Consider the following 23,050-nt stretch of genomic DNA (forward strand, 5'->3'; position numbering starts at 1 on the left):
GACACCCAACTCAACGACGATCTATCTATCGCCTTGCAGGTCAGACCTCCGGAATCCTTGGCTACATCGCCGTTAATCGTGGCGAATTTTCTATCGCCCGCGCTTACTGTTCGGAAGCATTCCATCTTGGAGATTTTGGCGAATCACCGGAACTTCAGGCTTGGGCACGAGGAACACACAGCTTTTGCGAATACTACGCAGGCGACTTTATTTCGGCCCGAGACCTGGCTCGATCTGGCCTTAAGCTATCGGCCGGCGGCGCTCAGAGCGTCCGTCTCGCAGTCAATGGCGAGGCTCGGGCACTCGGAAAGCTGGGCGATGTGGAGGGCGTCCACAGGGCGGTTGAGGCAGCTTACCGGCAGCTCGAAAGGCACCCAGTCGTGCAGGGCGTTTCCTCTCCTGTCTCGTTCGACGGATATTGCCTGTCGCGGACGGCAAGCAATGCTGTGACTGCCTACGTGCCACTTGGTCTGCCTGACTACGTCCAAGAGCACGCTGACATAGCGATGCCGGAGTTCGAGTCATCAGAATCACGATGGAGCCAGTCACTTCTAAGGTTGGACTTAGCGAACTCGCTTATCAACTCGGGCAGACCAGACTTGGACAGAGCTTGCAGTTTGGTGAGAGAGGCCCTCGAGATTTCGCAAGACCGACCAATCACCTCCGTTTTGCAGCGAAGCAGAGAGTTTCTGGCATCTACAAGAAGGTGGACAGACTCACAATCCATCGTCAACATTCGACACGCCGTAAAGGCGGCCGAAATCTCGGCGAACCCCAGAGGAATTGCGTGAACTCGGAGCAGGACGTTGTTGAGGCCGACTGGGATCGATTCGCATCCTTGGATCGACTAATCAATCACTGGCAGCAGCCTGGGTGGCAGCATGGAAAACGAGCGTACTATTGGTATCTTACTTTTGGTGACAGCCCTTCCCTCCGAAAACTCGCCATGGACTGTCAAACGGAGATTGCCGCGCCATATCTTGATCCGATTAATCTGGACGAACTTCACATGACCTTGGACCGAATAGGATTTGAAGCAGACTTGAATGACAATGATATTTGCTCGATCGAGTCCGCCGCAGAATCGGCATGTAAATCTATCGAATCATTCACGCTCGCCGCTGGCCCGCTAGCCGGTTCGTCCGGGGCCATTCGGTTCAGCACTACACCCTGGGAGCCAATTCTCCGGGTTCGTGAGGCTCTACGCCAAGCAATAGCCGCTAAGGTGCCTCGTGTCGAGTTCGAGACGGGCACGTTCAACCCACATATTGGAATTGCGTACTGCAATTCGGACATACCGGCGGAGCCGGTGATTCAAGCTGTCCGTCCCATGAGGAAGATGCCTAAGGCGACGGTATCGGTGGAGCGGGTTTCATTGGTCCTCCTAGAGAGACGCGAATGTTCGTGGCGATGGACCACCCGGCGATCATTCCCACTCGCGCAATCCCGCTCTAACCAACAGTCAACCCGGCCGCCTACGGCGACTCATTGAGCAAGCCGTGGCTGTCAACGCTGTCACCGCTGCGTCACCACCCCTGGTGACACGTCTTCATGACCTCTGACCTACTGAAACGCGCGCTGGAAGGCCGTTTGTCACCGTGTCACCGCGATTCGAGGGTTCTCCGGCGCGGGCCTGGTTGACAGCGGCCAGCGCCGCCGCGAGCAGCGTGTCGGGATGGGAGATGGCCCCCGCCCCAAGGCCGGCCGGGCGTGGCGGCTCCAGCGGGTGCTGGGACCGGAGTCCCGGAGCGGGTCTGACACAACCCCAAGAGACGGGGGCCATCTCGCCTACCAGACCGGCTGTCACTGGCAGCGAGGCGGCAGTCCGGCAGCACGGCTCGCGAACGAATCTGCGAACGATACTGCTTGGGACGCGCCGCGAAGCGACGGAAAACACCACGACCGGCGGGACACGCTGCCCGTGCCAGCAAAGGGGGATTCCGGCCACGAAACACGACTGAGAACACGGTCGCGCAGTTTGCCCTGGTGAGGCGGGGTGCCTCCCCGTCTCACTATTGTTGGGTTGTACCAACAACGCCATTGATACACAATGGGTCACGCAGGTGTCAAGGCTTGTTAGCCTGTGGGTACAACCTCGCAGGTCGAGGGCAGGCGAAGGGGCAATGGCGATCTTCAATCCGGCGGACCCGCGCCCGCTCTACCACCAACTTGCCGCGCAACTCCGCGAGCAGATCCGCTCCGGTGACCTCGCTCCAGGCGCCCGCGTCCCCACGGAGGCAGAGCTTGCCGAGCGACATTCGACCAGCCGTAACACGGTTCGGTTGGCGTTGAACCTATTGCGCACCGAGGGCTTGCTGATCTCCCAACGGGGGCTTGGGAGCTTCGTCCGACCAGAGCCACCGATGAAGTACTACGCATCGCTCACCGGCTCCCGTCGCAAGCGGCTCGAAGCCGACCGGCGGAGAGACACCTTCGCCCAGCAGATCGAGGCGCAAGGGAAGGTGCCGAAACAGGTCAGCACGACGGAAGTCGTCCCAGCCGGCGCCGAAATTGCGCCCCACCTTGCCTTGCGGCCAGATCAGTCGGTCGGAGTTCGTAGGCGGGTGATGTACGCGAACGACGAGCCGCTACAGCTCGGAGACAGCTACTACCCTCTCGACATCGTCGATGGAAGCAAGATCATGGATCCCGCGGATGTTGTCGAGGGAACAGACCAGGTCCTCGAAGACCTCGGCCACATTCCGACCCGGTACGAGGACGAAATCACCTGGCGCATGCCAACTGCCGAGGAATCCGCCAAGCTGCGCCTAGCCCCTGGGGTCCCTGCGGGTCGGCTGGCCCGGACCAGCTTCGATCAGCATGACCGGCCAATCGAGGTCTACGTTGTGATCCTTCCCGGCGATCGCCACGTCTTGCTCTACGACGTCAGCGCCGAATGATTATTGGTCCACTCGCTGCCCGCGACGGCTGATCCCGCTCAAGGTGGATCTTCCCAGTCGGTGGCATGTAAGGAGAGGTCTTGCTCTTGATGCCGCATGCCGGCTCTCTTACCGACTGGCCATGCGGGACTACTTGGACCACCGACACGGGGGGTTCTCGGACCATCATCGGCGGAGGTACTGCGGCCTGACGCAAACAGCAACAGGCTGGCCCATATGGCTGCCTCAACCTCGCGCACTGAGCTTCCCGGACCCGGACCCCCTCGCGACTGCCGCCTACGCACAACTCCAAGCCGTTGACGTGCCCGGGTTGACCGTTGACCAGCAGATCGCCTACGCCACGGCCCTGGCTCTACTCGCAGTGCGGGGCGAATTGGGATCCATAGGGCGGGACATCGACCTGATCGACCGCAAGCTTGCCGACAGCGAAGACGTGAACGGGATCATCTCGGCGCTGGTAGATCTAAACACTGATCTTAAGCGGGCATTGGACGGCATCGAAAGCAGTGTTGCAGGCGTGAACTCATCGATTGATGATCTCGCGCCCTCACAGCGCCTGCCACCTCCCGGAAGCGGCGGATTCCGGCGCCGGTAGCGCTGTGTCAACTTTCCGTACTTGTTCAAGGGCAGCCGAGCGGGCGCCTGGCTGTCACCGCTGTCACCGCCGTGTCACCGGGGCTGGTGACGGGTTCGCACCGACTCTGACCTGCGGAAACGCTCACCGGAAGGCCGTTTGTCACCGTGTCACCGGGGTTCGGGGATTCCCCAGCGTGGAGTCAGCCCGGTCGACGGCTGCGAGCAGCGCGTCCGGGTAGGAGATGGCCCCCGCCCCCACAGCGCCAGCCGAGCTGGTCCTGGCGGTGCCGGTGGCCGCTGGGACCGGAGCTCCCGAGCGGGTCTGGCAGACCTCGAGGAGGCGGGGGCCATCTCCTCGACGGGCCGAGAGCGAGAGCGCGTCCACAGATGCGCTTGCCTGCCCCTCAGCTGACCATGGTCTGGGCGGTCCCTGGGGGCGGAGTTCGGGCCGAAATCGAGCCTGCGTGGACATAGCGTGGATTCGCTTGCCCCCGCCAGGTGCATGACACCCTAAACACGCAGGTAGGCAGCATGATCCGCCCACAATGGCCAAGATCGTGTAGATCTTTGAGTCGCGGAACATCCGCTCGACGGGATGGTCGCGGCTGTAGCCGGCGCTGCCGAGGATCTGCACCGCCTTCTCCGTCGCCCACACCGCGACCTCGCTGGCCTTCAGCTTGCTCATCGACCCCTCGCCGGCCTCGAACGGCCGGCCGTTGTGGCCCATTCAGGCGGCCCGCCAGATGAGCAGCCGGGCCGCGTCGATCTCCATCCGCATGTCGGCGAGCGCGAAGGCGATCGCCTGATTGGAGATGATCGGCCGGCCGAACTGCTCACGCTCACGGGCATAGGCCAAGGCGTACTCGTACGCGGCGCGCGCGATGCCGATGGCCTGGGCCCCGACGATGGGCCGGGTGACCTCGAAGGTCGCCAGCGCGGCCTGGCCGGAGGCGCGCCGGCCGGAGCGGGCGGCGGCGAGGCGCTCCCGGCCGCCGAGCAGGCAGCGCCCCGGGACCCGCACGTCGTCGAGGAACACGTCCGCGGTGTGCGAGGCCCGCAGGCCCAGCTTGCGGATCTTGCGGGACGCGCTGAGCCCGGGGGTGCCCGGCGGGACGACGAACGCCGCCTGGCCGCGCGAGCCCAGCTCCGGGTCCACCGAGGCGACGACGACGTGGACGGCGGCGATGCCGCCGTTGGTGATCCAGGCCTTCTGGCCGCTCAGGATCCATTCGTCGGTGACGGGGTCGTGCCGGGCCCGAACCCGCATGGCCGACACGTCCGAGCCGGCGCTCGGCTCCGAGACGCAGAACGCGGCGACCTTCGGGTCGGCCGCGTCGCCGAAGCACTGCGGTGCCCACTCGCCGATCTGCTCGGGGGTGCCGGCGGAGACGTCGCCGGCGACGCCGAGCGTCGTGCCCATGATCGACATTCCGATCCCGGCATCGCCCCAGAACAGCTCCTCGGACACCAGGGGCAGCGACAGGCCGGTGGGATCCGCCCACAGGGTGGCCAGGGCGTCAAAGTCGTACAGACCGATCTTCGCCGCTTCCTGGATGATCGGCCACGGCGTCTGCTCACGCTCGTCCCAGTCCGAGGCCGCGGGGCGGACCACATCGGCGGCGAAGCCGTGCACCCAGGAACGCAGCTCCCGCTGCTCGTCGCTCAGGTCGAGCCCGAACCCCCCGCTCATCGACGCCGCGTCAGACGCGCTTGTCGGAGCCGGCGACGTCGAGGACGTCGTCGACCCGCCGCCGCGGGGTCGGGCCGAGTGGCTCGGTATCCGACCGCAGGTAGCCGACCCGCAGGATCATCTGGACGTGCCCCAGCCCGCCGGTGGCCCCGGGGAACTGCTCGCGCATGCCCTCGACGTCGATCGCCTGCGACATCGGCGAGGTGGCGAGGCCGAGCGCCGTCGCCGTGAGCCACACCCGCTGCATCGCCTCGCCGGCCCGTAGCCGGTCGGCGGTGGTGTCGGCATCGGTGCCGATCAGCAGGATGTCGGGCCGCTCCACGTCGTACTCCTGCAGCAGCGTGCCCGCCTGGCCGATCACGTCGAGGTCACGCAGCGGGAACTCGGACTGGCGGAGCGCGTCGGAGTGGACGACCGCGCTGCGCGGAATGCCGTCGGGGGCCGGCGCCGTCCGGCTCCACGACGCCAGCTCTTTGCGGTAGTCGTCGTTGTGCTCCTCGATCCAGTCCGCCCGCGAGAGTAGGACGCTGACCTGGACGCGCAGGTCCGGATCGGTCGGCGCGGTGAGCCAGGCGCCGTGCGCCTCGGCCGCGTCGCGCAACTGGGCGATGACGTCCTCGGGCAGAGGCTGGTCGTCGAAGGGACGGCGGTCGGTGTGCCGGCGGGGGATGGCCTCGACGAGGGCCCGCTCTGCGTCGTCGGCGGGCCGCTGCCCGATGATCGTGACGGTGGCCAGGCGCTTCGAACGGAAGTCGTCGCCGTCCGCCACGAGCTCGACGGCCGGCTCCAGGCCGCGCACCCGCAGCGCCAGCCGGGCGTTGCACAGCGCCGCGCCGCAGCTGAGCAGCAGCTGCCGACCCTCGGGGTCGGCGATGTCGAGCTGACGGGAGCCGTCGGTGAGGAGGGTCAGCCTGTCCGCCTCGAGCCGCCACAGCCAGGGCTGGGTGTTGTGGATGGAGGGCGCCGCGGCGGCGGCGGCGACCACCTCCCGGGCCAGGCCGGGCGACAACGGGAGCAGTGCGGACCGCTGTGCATCGTTGGACATGTCAGCCTCCCTTCCTCTCGAGTATCTACCCCCAGCCTGCGGGACGATCGCGTTCGGGGCATGCGCCGACCGGAACCCACAGGTCGGGACCGACGTCCGTGCGGCGGGAGCCGAGTGGCAGGTGTCCCGCACCTCGCCCGCCTGCCGGTACCCACGACCTGCCGGTACCCACGAAAGGCGATGAAATCATCGCCCAAAGTACTGGCCGGTCGCCAACGGCCGGCAGCGCCGGAGTGGGCGCGGGCAGTGCGGGTAGTCCCAGTGCATGGTTGGAACTGACCCCGAGGCGGTGGTCGCCGAACTGCTCACCCGCCATGGGCGGACGTACGCCGACGAGATCGACGCAGACGTGCCGGCTGACACCGCCGAGGCGATGTTCAAGCTGACCGTCTTCGCCCTGCTCGCCAGCGCCCGTATCCGGACCGCGGCGGCCGTCCAGGCCACCCGTGCGCTGATGGACGCGGGCTGGACGGACGCCGCGTCGATGGCCGAGGCGACCTGGGAGGAGCGCACCCGCGTCCTCAACCGCAACGGCTATGCCCGTTACGACGAGAGCGCCTCCCACCAGCTCGCCGAGGCCAGTCGCCACCTGTCGGAAACCTACGACGGTGACATCCGGCACCTGCGTGAGGCCGCGGATCACTTCCCGTACCGGGAGCGAGCGCTGCTACAGAAGATCAAGGGCATCGGCCCGGTGGGGGCCGACATCTTCCTGCGCGAGGCCCAGGCCGGCTGGGACGAACTTGTCCCCTACCTCGACGAGCGGGTCCGCCGCACCGCGGGCGAGCTCGGACTGCCGACCAGCCCGCCGCAGTTCCTGGACCTGGTCGACCGCGCCGACCTGCCCCGGCTGGTCGCGGCGCTGGTCCGGGTGCGGCAGGAGCGCGACACAGGTGACCTGCGGGAGTCGGCCTCCGACCACTCCTGACTCCCCCGTCTGGACCGGACCGTGTTCTGACCCGCACCCCCCGTTTGGCGCAGCCCAGACGGATGGGTGACCAGACGTCCCAGCCCGACGTCCGTAATCTGGAACACGCGCCGGTGCGGCGTTGCGGCCGCCGTGCCCCGGGTACGGTTCGGGACGCCGTCGCCGTCGCTTTGTGGTCTTCTGTCCACCTGATCCGCCGATGCAGCCTGGCTGGACACGGGTCTGCGTGGTGGGCCGGGATGGTTCGCGGGGAGGGTGCTGTAACCTTTCTTGCTCACCGGTCCGCGCCTGGTGGGCAGGTCGGGCCGTGGTCGGCGGCCGGAGCTTGCGGCCGCTTGGCCGGATCGGCTGCTGCACCGGAGCTTGGCGAGCTACGCCGGGGCGCCGTCGGCGTAGCGGCGTACCCTGGCCGGCCGACCGACCAGCGAAGCCGACGTGAGCCGATCTAGCCATCGAACCCGAAACCGACCGGGAGGAGCGCCGGTGCCGACCATGCAGGATGTCGAGCGCGCGCGGGAACAGGCATACCTCGACACGCTGTACACCCGGCTGGACGAGGTCCGGGAGATCACTCGAGGGCAGCTGCGCGGGGTGCTGCTCAACGTCGGCACGGGCACTCCGCAGTCGATCGTCGAGCGGGACGTGTTCGCCGCGGCGCACGCCGACCGGCTTGCCCGCCTCGACGCGGCCGAGGGCCGGCTCTGCTTCGGCGCCATGGATCATGACGACGGCCGGCGCACCTACATCGGGCGGATCGGGCTGTCCGACAGCGAGCAGGAGCCCATCCTCGTCGACTGGCGCGCCCCCGTCGCCACCGCCTTCTACCGGGCGACCCTCGCCGATCCGCAGGGCCTTGTCCGTCGCCGGCACCTGCGCACCCGGGGACGGGAGGTCACCGGGATCGCGGACGACCCACTCGGGCCGATCGGGCCGGCGCCGGGCGGCACGGTGGCGCAGTCCGGGGACTCGATGCTGCTGGAGACGCTCGCGGCGCCGCGTACCGGCCGCATGCACGACATCATCGCGACTCTGCAGGCCGAGCAGGACCGCATCATCCGGGCCCGGGCGAACGGCATCCTCGTCGTCGACGGCGGCCCGGGGACCGGCAAGACGGCGGTGGCGCTGCACCGCGCGGCGTACCTGCTGTACAACGACCGGGCCCGGCTCGACCAGTCCGGTGTGTTGATCGTGGGGCCGAGCCCGGTGTTCCTGCGGTACATCGATCAGGTGCTGCCGTCGCTCGGTGAGACCGGGGTGGTCTTCGCGACCCCCGGGCGGCTGTTTCCCGGGGTCGACGCCACCGGCACCGAACCGGTCGAGGTCGCCACCCTCAAGGGCGACCCGCGGATGGCCGAGGTCGTCGCCGGGGCGATCCGGGACCGCCAGCGCCTGCCCCACCAGGAGCTGGTGATCAACTATGACGACCACGTGCTGCGGCTCGACCAGGACACCGTCGCCCGCGCCCGCACCCGGGCCCGCCGCAGCCGCCGCCCGCACAACTCGGCCCGGCGGGTCTTCCTGCGCGAGCTGCTCGCCGAGCTCACCACCCAGGTGGTCCGTCAGATTCCCGGCGGCCTGCTCGACGCCGACGAGCGCGGGCAGATCACCCGTGACCTGTGGGCGGAGGAGGAGATCCGGGCGGTTCTCGACGGGCTGTGGCCGCTGCTGACGCCGCAGCAGCTCATCGGCGACCTGTTCGCCGATTCGGACGCGCTCGCCCGGGCGGCGGGCAGCCGCCTGCGGCCGGCCGAACGAGCCCTGTTGCTGGACCTGCCCCCGGCCCGGCCCGGCCGGTCGCTGCCCGGCGCCGGTGGGCCGCGGGCGTCGCAGGCCGGCGGCGTCGGCGGTCCGGAGGCGGTGGACGACGCCGACGACCTGTTCGCTGCGGGGAACCTGCTTCCGACCGCCGCGGGCGCCGGCTCCGTCGATCCCCGGGCCGCGTCCAGGATTCCGGTCCCGCGCACGGGTGATCCGACCGTCACTGCTGACCGGCCCACCACTTCGCGGGCCGCCGCCGGCGGCGAGCGACGCTGGACCCCGGCGGACGTGCCGCTGCTCGACGAGGCAGCCGAGCTGCTCGGCGACCCCGAGGAGGAGGCGGGCCTCGAGGCGGCCCGGCGCGCCGACCGGGAGCGGGCGGAGGAACGCGAGTACGCCCGCGGCGTGGTCGACATGCTGGGCCTGGAGGGGCAGATCGACGCGGCGGCGCTCGCCGACCGCTGGTCCGGCCCGCGGGTGCGGCGCTCCGCCGCCGAGCACGCCTGCGAGGACCGCAGCTGGGCGTTCGGCCATCTGATCGTCGACGAGGCCCAGGAGGTCTCCCCGATGCTGTGGCGGCTGCTGTGGCGTCGCTGCCCGGGGCGCACGGCCACCCTCGTCGGGGACCTCGCCCAGACCGCCCGGCCGGGCGCGCCGACGAGCTGGGCGGAGCTGCTGGCGCCCGTGGTCGACGAGCGGTTCACGGTGGAACGGCTCAGCGTCAACTACCGCACCCCGCAAGAGATCATGGACGTCGCGGCGGAGGTTCTGCGTGCGCAGAACCCGTCGTTGACGGCACCGGTCTCGGTCCGCGCAGTGGGCCGCCGACCCACGGCGCTGCGGGTCGGCGATGTCGCCGTCGAGGACGTCCCCGGGCTCGCGCGGCTGCTGGGGGACGCGCCGTCCCCCGCGGGCCAGCCGTCCGCGCAGCTGCTGGCCGCCGTCGCGCATGCGGCCAGGCGGGAGGCGGCGGGGGGCCTCGGCCGCGTGACTGTGATCACGCGGCCCCGCGACGTGCTGGCCCTGCGTTCGGCGCTGATGGCCCTGCTGCCCGATTTGGCCGTCGTCGCCGACTCGGTCGACCCGGCCAGCGCCGCCGGCAACGCGCTGGATGCGCCGGTCGCGGTGCTCAGCGTGGCGGAGACCAAGGGCCTGGAGTTCGACGCGGTGGTGCTCGTCGAACCGGCCGCGCTGCTCACCGAACCGACCCGAGGCCTCGCCGACCTCTACGTCGCGCTGACCCGGGCCACCCGCTCGCTCAGCGTCGTCCACTCCGGCGAGCTCCCGCCGGTCCTGAGCGGCCTCGAACAGGACTGCCCCGACCGCCGGTGATTCGGACCGCCGGTGATCGGACCGCCGATCCCGTGCGGGCGGCCCGGTCCAGCGGCCAGGATGGTCGAGTGACGGGGAATGAGGACAGGCCGCGGGGCCGGGTCGAGCTGGTCGCCCGGCTGCGGGCGGCGCTGGGGGAGCGGCCGGGCGCGGCCGGGTCGGCCGTCGACGCCTCCGCCCGGCGGCGGGCGGAGTACTCCTCGGATGCGTCGAACTACCGGGTGCCGCCCGCGGTGGTGGTGTTCCCGCGGAAGATCGACGACATCGCGGCGGTCGCCGAGGTCTGCCGGGTCACCGGCACCCCGTTGACCACCCGGGGCGCCGGCACCTCGATCGCCGGCAACGCGGTCGGCCCCGGCGTCGTGGTGGACGTCAGCCGGCACCTGGACCGCATCGTCGCGCTGGACCCCGCCGAACGCACCGCCACCGTGCAGCCCGGGGTCGTCCTCGACCGGCTGCAGGCCGCCGCCGGCCGCCATGGCCTGCGCTTCGGCCCGGACCCGTCCACCCACGCCCGCTGCACCCTCGGTGGCATGATCGGCAACAACGCCTGTGGCTCGCGCGCGATCGCCTACGGTCGCACCGCGGACAACGTCCTGTCCCTCGACGTGCTCGACGGCGCCGGTCGCCGGTGGCGCGTCGGCGCCGGCGAGCGCAACGAGATCTCCGGGCTCGACGCGTTCGTCCGGGCGAACCTGGCGACGCTGCGCACGGAGCTCGGGCGATTTGGCCGCCAGGTGTCCGGCTACTCCCTGGAGCACCTGCTCCCGGAGCGGGGCGCGGACCTGGCCAGGGCGCTGGTGGGCACCGAGGGGACCTGCGTGGTCGTGCTCGGCGCGACCGTGCGGCTGGTGGCACCCCCGTCGGCGACCGCCATGGTGGTGCTCGGCTATCCCGACATGCCGGCCGCCGCGGACGCCGTGGTGCCGCTGCGGTCGCACGGGCCGCTGGCAATGGAAGGCATGGACGCCCGGCTGGTCGACATCGTCCGCCGCCACCGGGGGGCGGGCGCGGTGCCGGCGTTGCCGGCCGGCACCGGCTGGCTGTTCGTCGAGGTCGGTGGGGACACCCCGCAGCAGGCCCTGGCGGCCGGCCGGGCGTTGGCGGCCGACGCGGGGACGGCGGCGGTCCGCGTGCTGGCGACCGGGCCCGAGAGCCGCGCGTTGTGGCGGATCAGGGAGGACGGCGCGGGGCTGGCCGGGCGGACTGCCGACGGCGAGCCGGCCTGGCCCGGCTGGGAGGACGCCGCCGTGCCGCCCGAGCGGCTCGGGGCCTACCTGCGCGACTTCGAGGAGCTGCTGCGCGTCCACCGGCTGGCAGGGGTGCCCTACGGCCATTTCGGTGACGGCTGCGTCCACGTCCGGCTCGACCTGCCGCTCGGGGCCGCGCCGGGCCGGTTGCGCGCCTTCCTCGGCGAGGCCGCCGACCTGGTCGCCGCGCACGGTGGGTCACTGTCGGGCGAGCACGGCGACGGCCGGGCACGCAGCGAGCTGCTGCCCCGGATGTACTCGCCGGCCGCGATCGCCGCCTTCGCCGGGTTCAAGCACCTGTTCGACCCCGCGGACCTGCTCAACCCGGGCGTACTGGTCCGGCCCCGGCCGGTCGACGCCGACCTGCGCCTGCCCGCCGCCGGCCCGCTGCCTCTCGCCGGCGGCTTCGCCTTCGCCACCGACCGGGGGGACTTCGGGCGGGCCGTGCATCGCTGCGTCGGGCTCGGGACCTGCCGGGCCGACACGTCGGCGGCAGGCGGGTTCATGTGCCCGTCGTTCCTGGCGACCCGGGACGAGAAGGATTCCACCCGCGGGCGAGCCCGGGTGCTGCAGGAGATGGCGAACGGGACGCTGGTCCGGGGCGGCCCCGCCGCCCGGGAGGTCACCGAGGCACTGGATCTGTGCCTGTCCTGCAAGGCCTGCGCGCACGACTGCGCGGCCGGGGTGGACATGGCGACCTACAAGTCCGAGGTGCTGTACCGGGCGCACCGCCGCCGGATCCGGCCGATCGGCCACTACGTCCTCGGCTGGCTGCCGCGCTGGGCCCGACTCGCCGGCCGGGCGCCCGCGCTGGTCAACGCCGTGCTGTCCCGGCCCGCGACACGGCGGGCCCTGCTGCGCCTCGGCGGCATGGATCCCCGCCGCGACGTCCCCGCGTTCGCGGTCGAGCCGTTCAGCCGCTGGTGGCGGCAGGCGGCGCTGCGGCGAGATGGTGGGGGCCGGGACGTCGTGCTCTGGATCGACTCGTTCACCGAGTCGTTCTCGCCCGAGGTCGGCCGGGCGGCGGTCGAGGTGCTGTCCGCCGCCGGCTACCGGGTGATCGTGCCGCCCGGCCCACTGTGCTGCGGGCTGACCTGGATCACCACCGGCCAGCTCGACGGGGCACGCCGACGGCTGCGGGCGACCGTGGCCGGCCTGGCGCCGTATGCCCGCGCGGGCACACCCATCGTCGGTCTGGAGCCGTCCTGCACCGCGGTGCTGCGCGGCGATCTGACCGGGCTGCTTCCCGACGATCCGGCCGCGGCGCTGGTGGCGGGCGGGGTCCGCACGCTGGCCGAGTTGCTGGCGGCCACCCCCGGCTGGGCGCCGCCGCGCCTCGACGGGGTGCGGGTGCTCGCCCAGCCGCACTGCCACCAGCACGCGGTCATGGGCTTCACCGCCGACCGCGACCTGCTCTCGGCGGCCGGCGCCCGGTTGGAGGTGCTCGCCGGCTGCTGTGGCCTGGCCGGCAACTTCGGGATGGAGGCCGGGCACTACGACGTCTCCGTCGCGATCGCCGAGCGGGGCATCGGCCGGGCGGCCGCGGCGGCTCCCGCCGACGCGGTGTTGCTCGCCGACGGCTTCTCCTGCCGGACCCAGGCCGTGCACGTCACCACCCGGCGCGGCCGCCATCTCGCCGAGCTGCTCGCCGCGCCCCCGTCCGTCGCCCCTGGCCCGCAGAGCCCCCGACCGTCGCAACCCGACGCGGCGGGCTCGGCGCAGGTGTAACGGTCCGGACTCGTTCGATCCGGCCGATAGGCCCGTTTGTTCGGCATTGGAACTTTTGACGTCGATGTCTTTTACCGGCTCGCCCGTGGTCGCGAGCGGAGGCGGGCCATGGGCGCCGGTAAAGATACGCAGGATTGTCGGGAGAAATGTCGTGGATTTCCGCGGCGATTGGGCCCGTAGACGGGTCGCGTAGCGGCATTGGTTGTGTCTCGGAGTGTGCCTGATGGGAACCCGTGCACACCTGCGGCGACCGTACGGTAATTTTTCGCTCGGCCTCGGGAGTTGTCAGGCCGAGATCGGGCCGGGGGTGTCAGGGAAATTGGCCCGATCCGCTGTTTGTTTTTTCGGCTGCAGCTGGGGGAAATTCGCCATGCTCATCGGTACAACCAGGTTCGACAGATGCTGTGCCACATTGCCGGTGGCCGCCGCCGCAGGGGACGGGAAACATCCGGCGCTGGTCCACTTCCTGATAGTGCGCGGACCGGGCGGAGGCCAGCTGCGATGACGCCGACGAATGCCGGCGGTCTTCCCGACGACCTCACCGGCCTACTGCGCCGACCGGCACTGCCTCTGCCCCGCACCCCACCGGACCAGCTGGCCGCGCCGGTGGCGCTGGTGGCGCTGGTGGCGCCGCGACTGTCCGTCGTGGTGCCGACGCGCAACGAGGCGCACAACGTCGAACCTCTGCTGCGCCGGCTCGACGACGCGCTGCGGGGCCTTGCCAACGAGGTCATCTTCGTCGACGACTCCGACGACGGAACGCCCCAGGCGATCGCCCGGGTCCGGCCGACGGCGGGCCTGCCGGCGCGGGTGCACCATCGCGCGCCGCGGGACCGGGTGGGTGGTCTCGGCGGCGCGGTCAGCGAGGGATTCGCCCTGTGCGCGGCCCCCTACGCCGTGATCATCGACGGGGATCTGCAGCACCCGCCGGAGACGATCCCCGCCCTGTTCGCCGCGGCCGAGCACGACGACGCCGATGTGGTCATCGGCAGCCGGTACGTGCCCGGCGGCAGCGCCTCCGGTCTCGCCGGGGCCACCCGTCACCTCGTCTCCACCGGCTCGAACCTGGTCTGTCGACTGGCGTTCCCGCGGCGGCTGCGTGGGGTCTCCGAGGTGATGAGCGGCTTCTTCCTCGTCCGGGTGGCCGCGGTCGACCAGGCCGGGCTGCGCCCCGACGGCTACAAGATCCTGCTGGAGTTGCTGGCCACCGCCGGCCCGCTGCGCATCCGGGAGGTCGGCTACGCCTTCGCCGAGCGGCACGCCGGTGCGTCGAACGCCTCGCTGTCCGAGGGGGTCCGGTTCGCCCGGCGGCTGTTCTCGCTGCGGGTTCCCCGCCCGGCGCGATTCGCCCTGGTCGGGGCGTCCGGCACCGTCCCGAACCTGTTCGGCACCGCCGTGCTGCACCATCTCGGCCTGCACTACCTGGCCGCGGCGATCCTCGCCACGCAGCTCGCGATCGCCTGGAACTTCGTCGGTTGCGAACTGCTGGTCTGGGACCGTCAGGCCGGGTCGCGGCGGCGACGCTACCCGACGTTCGCGATTATCAACAATCTCGACCTCGTCATCCGGCTGCCACTGCTCGCGCTGCTCGTCGGCCGGTGGGGGTTCGGCATCGGCACGGCGACCCTGCTGTCGCTGGCCGCCGCGGTGATCGTCCGCTACCTGGTGGTGGAGCGGCTGGTCTACCGCCGCCGGCCGGCGGGATCACCCGCGCCGGCACCGCCCATCCCGCCGGCCTCGCCCGCGCCGACGCGGACGCCCTTCGGATCGGCACGAACCAGCCGGCCGAGCCGCCGGCACAGTGTGAATCGGCCGGGCGGCCTGTCCTGGTCGACGGGCACGCCGGGGGAGGATGCCTCCGATGCGGCCACGTGAACACCGGCCATGTGCGTCACGGTCGCGCCGGGCCCTGGTCGCCGTGGTGTTGGTCTCGGCCGTCGGGCAGCTCGTCCTGCTGGTCGCCGCGGGTTCGCCGGCGGCGAAGGCGCAGACCTGCTCGGACGATCAGTGGAACGCCGAGTTCCACGCCGGGACCGGTCTCGGTGGAGACCCGGCCGGGAAGCGCTGCGACGCCACGATCGACTTCGACTGGTCGGCGAACGGCCCCGGCGTCACCGGCATCGGCACCGTCGGCTATTCGGTGCGCTGGACGCGCCAGGTCACCCTCGCCGCCGGCTCCTACACGGCGAGCGTGACCGGCGACGACGGCGTCCGGGTGCTCATCGACGGGCAGTCCGTCGTCGACGGCTGGGGTGACCACGGCCCGCAGACGTTCACCGGCATCCGTACGCTGGCCATCGTCGAGTACTACCAGAACACCGGCGGCGCCATGGTCGAGTTCGACCTCTCCGGCGGGCCGGGGGAGCTGAGCGGCCCCGGCCCCGGGCCCGACTGCGCGGCCGACGAATGGGCGGGCACCTACTTCCCGAACCGGACGCTGAGCGGCACGGGGGTGCCCCGCTGCTCGGCGAGCGTCGACTACGCCTGGGGTGAGGACGCTCCCGGCCTGGCCGGCATCGGCGCCGACAACTTCTCCGCCCGCTGGACGCGCACGGCGACCTTCGCCGCCGGCACCCTGGCGTTCACCGCCACCGCCGACGACGGGATCCGGGTCTACCTCGACGACCAGCCGATCATCGACCGATGGCGCGACCAGGGCCCCACCACCTACACGGCGAGCACCGAGGTCACCGCCGGCAGCCACGCCGTCCGGGTGGAGTACTACGAGCGTTCCGGGGGCGCGACCGCGCGGGTCGGCTACACCCTCACCCCCGCGGCGGCATGCAACGGCCTGCAGTGGTCGGCCCAGTACTTCGGCAACGTCACGCTCGCCGGCACGCCGACGCCGGCACGCTGCGAGAACGGCCTGCGCCACGACTACGGTGACGGCGGGCCGGGCTTGCCCGGCATCGGCCCGGATGCCTTCTCCGCCCGCTGGACCCGGGTCGACCGCTTCGCCGCCGGCCCGGTCACGATCACCGCGACCGCCGACGACGGGGTGCGCGTCTACGTCGACGGCACCCGGGTGATCGACGGCTGGAACGACCAGGGCCCGACCACCTTCACCGCCACCCCGACGGTGACCGCGGGTACCCACACGATCGTCACCGAGTACTACGACCGGGCCGGTGGCGCGCAGGTCCGCGTCGACTACACCGGCGGTGGCGATCCCGGCCCCCTGCCGCCCCCGGGCGGATGCACCGCCGACTGCGGCGGGACCTGGCAGACGCTCAGCTATCCGGCGTCCGTCCGGTCCGTGCACGCCAGCGTTCTGCGCACCGGGAACGTGCTGCTCGTCGCCGGCTCCGGAAACGACCTGTCGGCCTTCGACGCGGGCACCTTCAAGTCTACCGTGTGGAATCCGAGTACCGGTCATTTCAAAGATGTTCCTATTGCGGATGACCTTTTCTGCTCGGGTCATGTTCAGCTTCCGGACGGGCGAATCCTGCTGGCCGGCGGGACGGCCGCCTACTCCACCGCCACGTCCAACTACAAGGGCCTGGCGAAGAGCTACCTCTTCGATCCCGTGGCCGACACGTACACGGCGACGAACGACCTGCCCGGCGGCGGCCACTGGTATCCCAGCCTGACCGCGCTGGGCGACGGCAACGTTCTCGCCGTGGGCGGCCTGGACCAGAACGCGGGCGGCAGCGTCGCCACCGAGATGTTCGACAGCTCCCAGCAGAGCTGGCTGCCCACCGCCAAAGTGCCGCAGACGTACTTCTTCTGGGGCCTCTACCCCGAACTGAAGCTGATGATGGACGGGCGGCTTTTCTACGGCGGCGTCCACACCTTCGGCAACGCACCGACGGAGGCCGGGTCGAACATCTACGACCCGGCCACGGCGACGGTCAACGACGTGCCCGGTCTGCGCCACGTGAACCTGCGCGACCAGGGCGCCTCGGTGCTGCTCCCGCCGGCCCAGGCCGGGCGGGTGCTGACCCTGGGGGGTGGCAACGGCGACGCCGGGGCCGATGCCATCGCCGCCACCGACCTCATCGACCTGCGCCAGGCCGACCCGCACTGGCAGCCCGGCCTGGACCTGCCGGCGGCGAAGATGTACGTCAGCGCCGTGATCCTGCCCGACGGGAAGGTCCTGGAGACCGGTGGCGGACGGCACCTGCGCTCCGACCCGGTGCACGAGGCGTCGATCTACGACCCGGTCGCGAACACGTTCACCTCGGTCCCGCCGGACCCCCAGGACCGGACCTACCACTCGCAGGCGTTCCTGCTGCCCGATGGCAGCGTCGCGGCGCTGGGGAACAACCCGCTCGACGGGTCGTTCAGCCAGACGATCTCCGTCTACCGGCCCTGGTACTTCGGCCGGCAGCGGCCCGCGATCGCCCAGGCCGCCGGCACGTTCGGCTACGGCTCGCGGCAGGCGCTGACGGTCGACGGCGACATCGGCCGGGTCACGCTGCTGCGGCCGGCGTCGGTGACCCACCAGGCCGATTCCAACCAGCGCAGCGTCGACCTGCCGGTGTCGGCCGGCAGCCAGGGCAGCCAGATCTCGGTCGACGTCCCCGACAATCCGAATCTTCTTCCGCCGGGGTACTACATGATGTTCGCCCAGAACACCGCCGGAGTCCCCTCCGTGGCCCGATGGGTGCGGGTCGGATGAGCGCGCGCCTGGACGGGCCGCCCGTCCCGCCCGTCCTTCCCGTTCCCGCGGCCGGGGGACGGCGGCGGGGGCTGGTGACGATCGCCCTCGCGGTGGCGCTCGTCAACGGCGCCGCCGGGGTGATCGGCCATGACTCTGCGGCCGGGCAGAGCATCGTCGCCGCGGCCGCGCCGGCCGCTGCGCTGTCCGGCCGGGTCGTGCCCCGGGGCAACGGCAGCCCTTCCCCGGTCCCGGTCGGCCTCGACGGCTGCGACTACAACTACGTCGCGGCCGCCACCGGCCGACGGGTCTGCGTCCCGCGCACCCCGCCGCCCGGCCGCCAGATCGACTGCGGCTACCTGCGAGAACAGGGGATCGGCTCCGTCCGAGTCGTCGGTCAGGACACCCGGCGGCTTGCGGGCGTGGCCCCGGCGGCCGCGCGGGGCACGGTGCTCTGTGGCTCTTGACGATGTACCTGCCGACGGCGACGCCCGCAGGGGCGGCGGCGTGCTCGGTGGCCCCGGCATGCGGGTCTGGCCGGCGTGCCGCGGGCTGGTGGCGCTGGTCGTCGCTCTCGGGGTCGCCGTCCTCGGGGTCGGCGTGCTGGCGGCCTGCGGCGGCGCCGATCCTGCCGGCGGCGGGCCACCGGCTGTGGTCGGCGGGCCGCCGCGCGGTTCAGGTGCGGCGAACACGGCTGGTGGCGGCTGGCACGGCACCGTTCCTGGCGTCGCAGTGCCCCGCCCGTCGTTCGTTCTGACCGACACCGGCGGGCACCGTTACGACTTCGCCCGTGCCACCGCCGGCCGCGCCACGCTGCTGTTCTTCGGGTACACGCACTGCCCCGACGTGTGCCCGACGACGATGGCGGACCTGGCGGCGGCCCGGCAGGTCGCCGGGCCCGCGATCGCGGCGAAGGTGACGGTCGTCTTCGTCACGACCGATCCGGCGCGGGACACCCCGGCGGTGCTGCGCCGCTGGCTCGCCCAGTTCGACGCCGGGTTCGTCGGGCTGACCGGCACCCCGGCGCAGATCGACGCGGCGCAGCGGGCGGTCGGCGTGCCGATTGCTCTCGCCGACCCGGCCGTCCGCGCCGGTGACGGTCCGGCCTACCTGGTCAGCCATGCCTCGCAGGTCCTCGGGATCGGTCCGGACGACCGCGTGCGAGTGCGCTACTTCGCCGACACGAAGGTCGCCGAGTACGTCGCCGATCTGCCGAGGCTCGTCGCTGCCCTCTGATCCGGCCCCACCCTCCACGCGTGCGATCCAGGATCACGCGCGCCGCCGTGTCCCCATCCCGTCAGGCAGGTACAGGTGAAATCCGACTCCGCACCATCGCGGTCCCGCACGTTCCCCTCCGCCTCGCCGCGGCACCCCTCCGCGCATCTCCACCGCGACCCGCGGGTGTCCGCCCGTCGCCGGCGGCTGGCGACGGCGGCCTGGGGGATCGCGCTGCACGTCGCGCTCGCCGTCCTGTTCGCCGGCCCGTTGGCCGCCGAGGACGGCCTGGCCTACGCGATTCCGGCCGCGCTCGCGGTCCTCGCGCCCCGCACGTTCGGTCGCGCCGGTCTCACCGTGGTCCGCGGCGCCGGGCGTGTCGATCACCGTGGCGCTCGGCTGCCGCGGATCGTCCAGCTCGCCTGCGAGTCCGCCGGCTGGTACGTGTTCACGATCGCCGGTTCCTCGGATCTTCGGGTCGCCTCGGTCGGGGGCCCCGACCTGCCCGGCTGGCTCGCCGCGACGCTGGGGGCGGCGGCCGCGACGGGCGGCTCCCTGCTGTTGTCCCGCCGTGAGCCGTCCGCGCGGGCGGCTCGCCACCGCCGCCGCGGGCTGTCCATCGTGGCCGCCGTGCCGCTCGCCGTGGCGCTGGCGATGCGCACGGCGCAGCATCACCACGCGGTGCTGATCGCCGAGTGGACGGGGGTGTCGCTGCTGATGCTGCTCGTCGCCATCCTCACCCTCGTGCGCGGCCAGTACAGCTGGCAGGTACCTGAGCGGGTGCACCACGTCGACCTCGCCGACGTGGCGGCGCCCCGGCACCGCTTCTCGCTGATCATCCCCGCCCGCGACGAGCCGATCCTGGGCCGGACCCTGACCCAGATCCTCGCCGGCGACTACCCGGCCGACCTGCTGGAACTGGTCGTGATGGTCTCCCACGACGAGGTCGACCGGCCGACCCGGCGCATCGCCGAACAGATCGCCGACCGCCATCCCAACGTCCACGTCATCGCTCCGGAGGGCAACCAGCGCAGCAAGCCGCTGTCGCTGGAGGACGCCCGCCGGCACTGCACCGGGGACATCGTCGGCATCGTCGACGCCGAGTCGCTCATCGCCGGCGGCCTGCTCACCTACGTCAACACCCTCGCGCAGCGCCAGGCCGAGGTCGGCATCTTCCAAGGCGGCGTCCAGCTCATGAACGTGCGCGGCCCGGGGGCCAGCCACGGCCCGCCGGCACCGGTTGGCTGCGCGCGGCGTTACGCCGGTGGAACACCGGGACTTCCTGGTGGCGGGCCCGCAACTGCCTGGAGTACTACATCTGGTTCATGTCCCGCCTGCGCTTCCAGGCACGGGCGCGCTTCATCCCCCTCGGCGGGAACACCGTGTTCATCCGCCGGCCCGTGCTGGAGCGGCTCGGCGGCTGGGACGTCGCCTGCCTCACCGAGGACTGCGACCTCGGGGTGCGCGCCTCGGTCGCCGGCATCCGCACGACGGTGTTCTACCACCCGGACCTGACAACCCGGGAGGAGACGCCGGAGAGCCTGACGAACCCCATCATCCAGCGCACCCGCTGGATGATGGGGTTCATGCAGGTCCTGTTCAAGGGGGACTGGCGCCTGCTGCCGGGTGCCCGCCAGCGGCTGATGGCGGCGGAGATGCTGGCCATGCCGTTCTTCCAGGCGATGGCCAGGATGCTGCGACCCGTCTCGGGAGTCCTCACGCTGGTCCTCGCGGCGCCGACGGGCCTCGTCATCGTCTTCTGGCTGCCGCTGGCCGCCTCTGTCATGATCGTCTTCTCCGAACAGGCGGCGTTCCGGGAGTTCGCCGACGCCTACGATCTCGCCGTCGGCCGGTGGGACAGCGTCCGGCTCATCCTCAGCGCGCCGTTCTACCAGCTCGCGTTGTCGATCGCCGCGGTGCGGGCCACCGCCCGCCTGCTGCGCGGGCGGCTGGAGTGGGAGAAGACGTCGCATTCCGGCGCCCACCACGGCGCCGGCGCCGGAGCGGGTCGCTTCGGGCTGGAAGCGGCATCATGACCACCGTCCCCGACGTTTTCGACGAGACCCTGCCGCACCCGGTGGCGCCGCGGCCCGCCGCCTGGGCCGCCGACCGGGCCCGGCTGCTGGGCGCACGGGTGGCGGCCGGCGCGCGGGCCCACAGGGGCAGCCTCGTCCTGCTCGCGGGTCGTCGCGGTGGTCCACGGGGTCAACTTCGACGGCTGGCCGGGGCGGGTCACCGACGACGAGGGCACCTACGCCGCGCAGGCCTACTCGATGCAGTACTGGAACCGCATCGCCCACTACACCTACTGGTACGACCATCCGTTCGGCGGCTGGCTGCTCATCGCGATCTACACCAAGCTGACCGACGGCTTCCACCGGGCGGCGACGGCCGTCACCGCCGTCCGGGAGCTGATGTTCCTGCTGCACCTGGCAAGCTGCGTGCTGCTGTACCGGCTCGGCCGGCTGCTGGGCCTGCGCCGGTTCTTCGCCGGGCTCGCGCTGCTGGTGTTCTCGCTGTCGCCGCTCGCACTGTGGTACCAGCGGATGGCGTTCCTGGACAACATCGGGGTGATGTGGCTGCTCGCCGCGTTCGTCTGCGCGGCCTCACCGCGGCGCAGCGTGGCCGCGGCGGCGCTCGCCGGGACGTTCATGGCGTTCTCCTTCTGGTCCAAGGAGACGACGCTGCTGTTCCTGCCCGGGCTGTACGTGCTGCTCTGGCAGCACTGGGACCCGCGGAACTGGCGGTTCGTGCGGCGTAACTTCCTCGGCTGCCTGCTCGGGATCTGCGGCATCTACATCCTGTACGCGGCGGCGAAGAACGAGCTGTTCGAGGGGCCCGGCCACGTCTCGCTGGAGTGGGCGGTGCGCTGGCAGCTGTTCGACCGGGCGCCGAGCGGGCAGCGTGCTCGACACCGGCAGCGACACCTACAACGTGGTCCGCTCCTGGCTCGACCTCGACCCGTACCTGGTGCTGGCGGGCATCGCCGCGGCCGTGCCGCTGCTCGCCCTGCGCCGCCTGCGGGTGGTCTCGGCGCTGCTGTTGATCCAGTTCGGCTTCATCTTCCGCAACGGCTACCTGCCCAACCCCTACGTCACCGCAATGCTGCCCTTCGCCGCCCTGTGCGCCGCCGGCCTCCTCGACGCGGTGCTGCCCAGGCATTCGCCCGATGGCGACACCTCGGCGGGGTGGCCGTCGGTCGCCTGGCGTGGCCTGCGCCGGGGCGCGGTGGCGGTGGCCGTGGTCGGCTCGGTGGTGACGCTGGCCTGGGACTGGACGCCGAAGATCCACACGGCGGTCACCCTCGACGCGAGCGCCCCGAGCCGGAACGCCACCCGCTGGTTCCTCGCCCACATCCACGACGACGGCACGGTCATCACCGACGACATCGCCTGGACCGACCTCACCATCCACGGCCGCCACCCGCTACCGGCGTGGTTCTACAAGCTCGACCTCGACCCGGAGGTCCGCGGCCACTTCCCGCACGGCTGGAAGGACGTCGACTACCTGATGATGGGCAAGCCCCCGGACTCGGTGCTCGCCGAGGTCCCGATCGTCGCCGAGGCCCTGCACCACTCGGTGGTCCTCAAGTCCTTCGGCAACGGCGAGATCGAAATCCGCCGGGTCCTCCCTCCCGGCTGCCGTGTCGACATCCCACCCGCCCGCTGCGGCCCTGGCCCGGATTCAGCAGCGGCACGACCAGGTGACGGGGACGGGCAACGGCCGACCGGCGGCCGTGGTCGTCTCGGTGGAGGAGCGGGAGAGCCTGCACGAGACTCTGGAGATCCTGTCAGACGCCGAGATGGTGTCCTCTCTCCTGGTGACGGGTGAGGAGATCGCTCGAGGCGGGGGTCTACCCGACCGACGAGGTGCGCGCGGGGTTCCGTGAACGAGGTCAACCGGGCGCGTGCGTGACCTTTGGTCGGTGCGGTAACACCCGCTCGGCCTGCCCTACTTAGGTAGGGAACGACCGTGCTCTTTCGCGAGGGGCATCGTGCTGGGCAGTCAAGCGCCACCACTAGCCGGCA

Annotated in this window: 14 protein-coding genes and 2 pseudogenes; 14 read left to right on the plus strand and 2 right to left on the minus strand. The window is 71.3% G+C overall.

Annotated features, from left to right (window positions below; all coding sequences use genetic code 11):
* Positions 1-946 precede the first annotated feature (946 nt).
* The 3 genes from G6R25_RS30260 (at position 947) to G6R25_RS08800 (ending at position 3,495) form a co-directional block, all read left to right on the plus strand.
* Entirely contained in the window at positions 947-1,492 is a 546-nt protein-coding gene (locus G6R25_RS30260; protein WP_225438415.1) for a 2'-5' RNA ligase family protein, read from the plus strand.
* Between the two features lie 631 nt (positions 1,493-2,123).
* Complete coding sequence (locus G6R25_RS08795; protein ID WP_163552584.1) at positions 2,124-2,900, plus strand: GntR family transcriptional regulator; 777 nt, start codon at positions 2,124-2,126, stop codon at positions 2,898-2,900.
* Positions 2,901-3,210: 310 nt separating this feature from the next.
* Positions 3,211-3,495, plus strand: a complete 285-nt coding sequence (locus G6R25_RS08800; protein ID WP_136447853.1) for a hypothetical protein — start codon at positions 3,211-3,213, stop codon at positions 3,493-3,495.
* 534 nt (positions 3,496-4,029) lie between these two features.
* Here the strand turns inward: G6R25_RS08800 and G6R25_RS08805 are convergent.
* A pseudogene (locus tag G6R25_RS08805) lies at positions 4,030-5,166 on the minus strand (acyl-CoA dehydrogenase family protein); the annotation flags it as partial.
* A gap of 10 nt (positions 5,167-5,176) precedes the next feature.
* Entirely contained in the window at positions 5,177-6,211 is a 1,035-nt protein-coding gene (locus tag G6R25_RS08810; RefSeq protein ID WP_163552585.1) for an Acg family FMN-binding oxidoreductase, read from the minus strand.
* A 265-nt stretch (positions 6,212-6,476) separates the two neighbouring features.
* On the opposite strand from G6R25_RS08810, the gene G6R25_RS08815 reads away from it, so the two are divergent.
* The 11 genes and pseudogenes from G6R25_RS08815 (at position 6,477) to G6R25_RS30270 (ending at position 22,911) form a co-directional block, all read left to right on the plus strand.
* Positions 6,477-7,139, plus strand: a complete 663-nt coding sequence (locus G6R25_RS08815; protein WP_163552586.1) for an HhH-GDP family DNA glycosylase — start codon at positions 6,477-6,479, stop codon at positions 7,137-7,139.
* Positions 7,140-7,622: 483 nt separating this feature from the next.
* Complete coding sequence (locus G6R25_RS08820) at positions 7,623-10,229, plus strand: HelD family protein (RefSeq protein WP_163552587.1); 2,607 nt, start codon at positions 7,623-7,625, stop codon at positions 10,227-10,229.
* A gap of 68 nt (positions 10,230-10,297) precedes the next feature.
* Complete coding sequence (locus tag G6R25_RS08825) at positions 10,298-13,207, plus strand: FAD-binding and (Fe-S)-binding domain-containing protein (protein WP_163552588.1); 2,910 nt, start codon at positions 10,298-10,300, stop codon at positions 13,205-13,207.
* A 501-nt stretch (positions 13,208-13,708) separates the two neighbouring features.
* Positions 13,709-15,082 carry a glycosyltransferase gene (locus G6R25_RS08830; RefSeq protein ID WP_163552589.1) on the plus strand — a complete coding sequence of 458 codons (1,374 nt, stop codon included), beginning with the start codon at positions 13,709-13,711 and terminating at the stop codon, positions 15,080-15,082.
* A complete protein-coding gene (locus G6R25_RS08835) occupies positions 15,069-17,828 on the plus strand; it encodes a PA14 domain-containing protein (protein WP_163552590.1) in 2,760 nt (919 codons plus the stop codon). Before G6R25_RS08830 ends, G6R25_RS08835 begins: the two co-directional genes overlap by 14 nt.
* On the plus strand, positions 17,825-18,274 hold the full coding sequence (locus G6R25_RS08840; RefSeq protein ID WP_163552591.1) for a hypothetical protein: 450 nt from the start codon (positions 17,825-17,827) through the stop codon (positions 18,272-18,274). Before G6R25_RS08835 ends, G6R25_RS08840 begins: the two co-directional genes overlap by 4 nt.
* Complete coding sequence (locus G6R25_RS08845) at positions 18,264-19,043, plus strand: SCO family protein (RefSeq protein WP_235947860.1); 780 nt, start codon at positions 18,264-18,266, stop codon at positions 19,041-19,043. The genes G6R25_RS08840 and G6R25_RS08845 overlap by 11 nt, the downstream gene beginning before the upstream one ends.
* Before the next feature lie 696 nt (positions 19,044-19,739).
* Positions 19,740-20,150: pseudogene (locus G6R25_RS28755) on the plus strand (glycosyltransferase family 2 protein); the annotation flags it as partial.
* Between the two features lie 188 nt (positions 20,151-20,338).
* Positions 20,339-21,058 carry a glycosyltransferase family 2 protein gene (locus G6R25_RS28760; RefSeq protein ID WP_268904111.1) on the plus strand — a complete coding sequence of 240 codons (720 nt, stop codon included), beginning with the start codon at positions 20,339-20,341 and terminating at the stop codon, positions 21,056-21,058.
* Positions 21,059-21,214: 156 nt separating this feature from the next.
* The gene (locus tag G6R25_RS30265) at positions 21,215-22,729 is read left to right on the plus strand and encodes an ArnT family glycosyltransferase (protein WP_419469330.1); all 1,515 of its coding nucleotides are present in this window, start codon (positions 21,215-21,217) and stop codon (positions 22,727-22,729) included.
* Positions 22,726-22,911, plus strand: a complete 186-nt coding sequence (locus tag G6R25_RS30270) for a type II toxin-antitoxin system Phd/YefM family antitoxin (RefSeq protein ID WP_205446978.1) — start codon at positions 22,726-22,728, stop codon at positions 22,909-22,911. The genes G6R25_RS30265 and G6R25_RS30270 overlap by 4 nt, the downstream gene beginning before the upstream one ends.
* Positions 22,912-23,050 lie beyond the last annotated feature (139 nt).

This window comes from Candidatus Frankia alpina, from assembly GCF_902806485.1.
GTDB classification, from domain to species: domain Bacteria; phylum Actinomycetota; class Actinomycetes; order Frankiales; family Frankiaceae; genus Frankia; species Frankia alpina.

Excerpts from the sequence above, each read along its gene's own strand:
- G6R25_RS08810 (WP_163552585.1), bottom strand. The coding sequence starts at position 6,211 with ATGTCCAACGATGCACAGCGGTCCGCACTGCTCCCGTTGTCGCCCGGC.
- G6R25_RS08830 (WP_163552589.1), top strand. The coding sequence starts at position 13,709 with ATGACGCCGACGAATGCCGGCGGTCTTCCCGACGACCTCACCGGCCTA.
- G6R25_RS08835 (WP_163552590.1), top strand. The coding sequence starts at position 15,069 with ATGCGGCCACGTGAACACCGGCCATGTGCGTCACGGTCGCGCCGGGCC.
- G6R25_RS08840 (WP_163552591.1), top strand. The coding sequence starts at position 17,825 with ATGAGCGCGCGCCTGGACGGGCCGCCCGTCCCGCCCGTCCTTCCCGTT.
- G6R25_RS08815 (WP_163552586.1), top strand. The coding sequence starts at position 6,477 with ATGGTTGGAACTGACCCCGAGGCGGTGGTCGCCGAACTGCTCACCCGC.
- G6R25_RS08795 (WP_163552584.1), top strand. The coding sequence starts at position 2,124 with ATGGCGATCTTCAATCCGGCGGACCCGCGCCCGCTCTACCACCAACTT.
- G6R25_RS30260 (WP_225438415.1), top strand. The coding sequence starts at position 947 with ATGGACTGTCAAACGGAGATTGCCGCGCCATATCTTGATCCGATTAAT.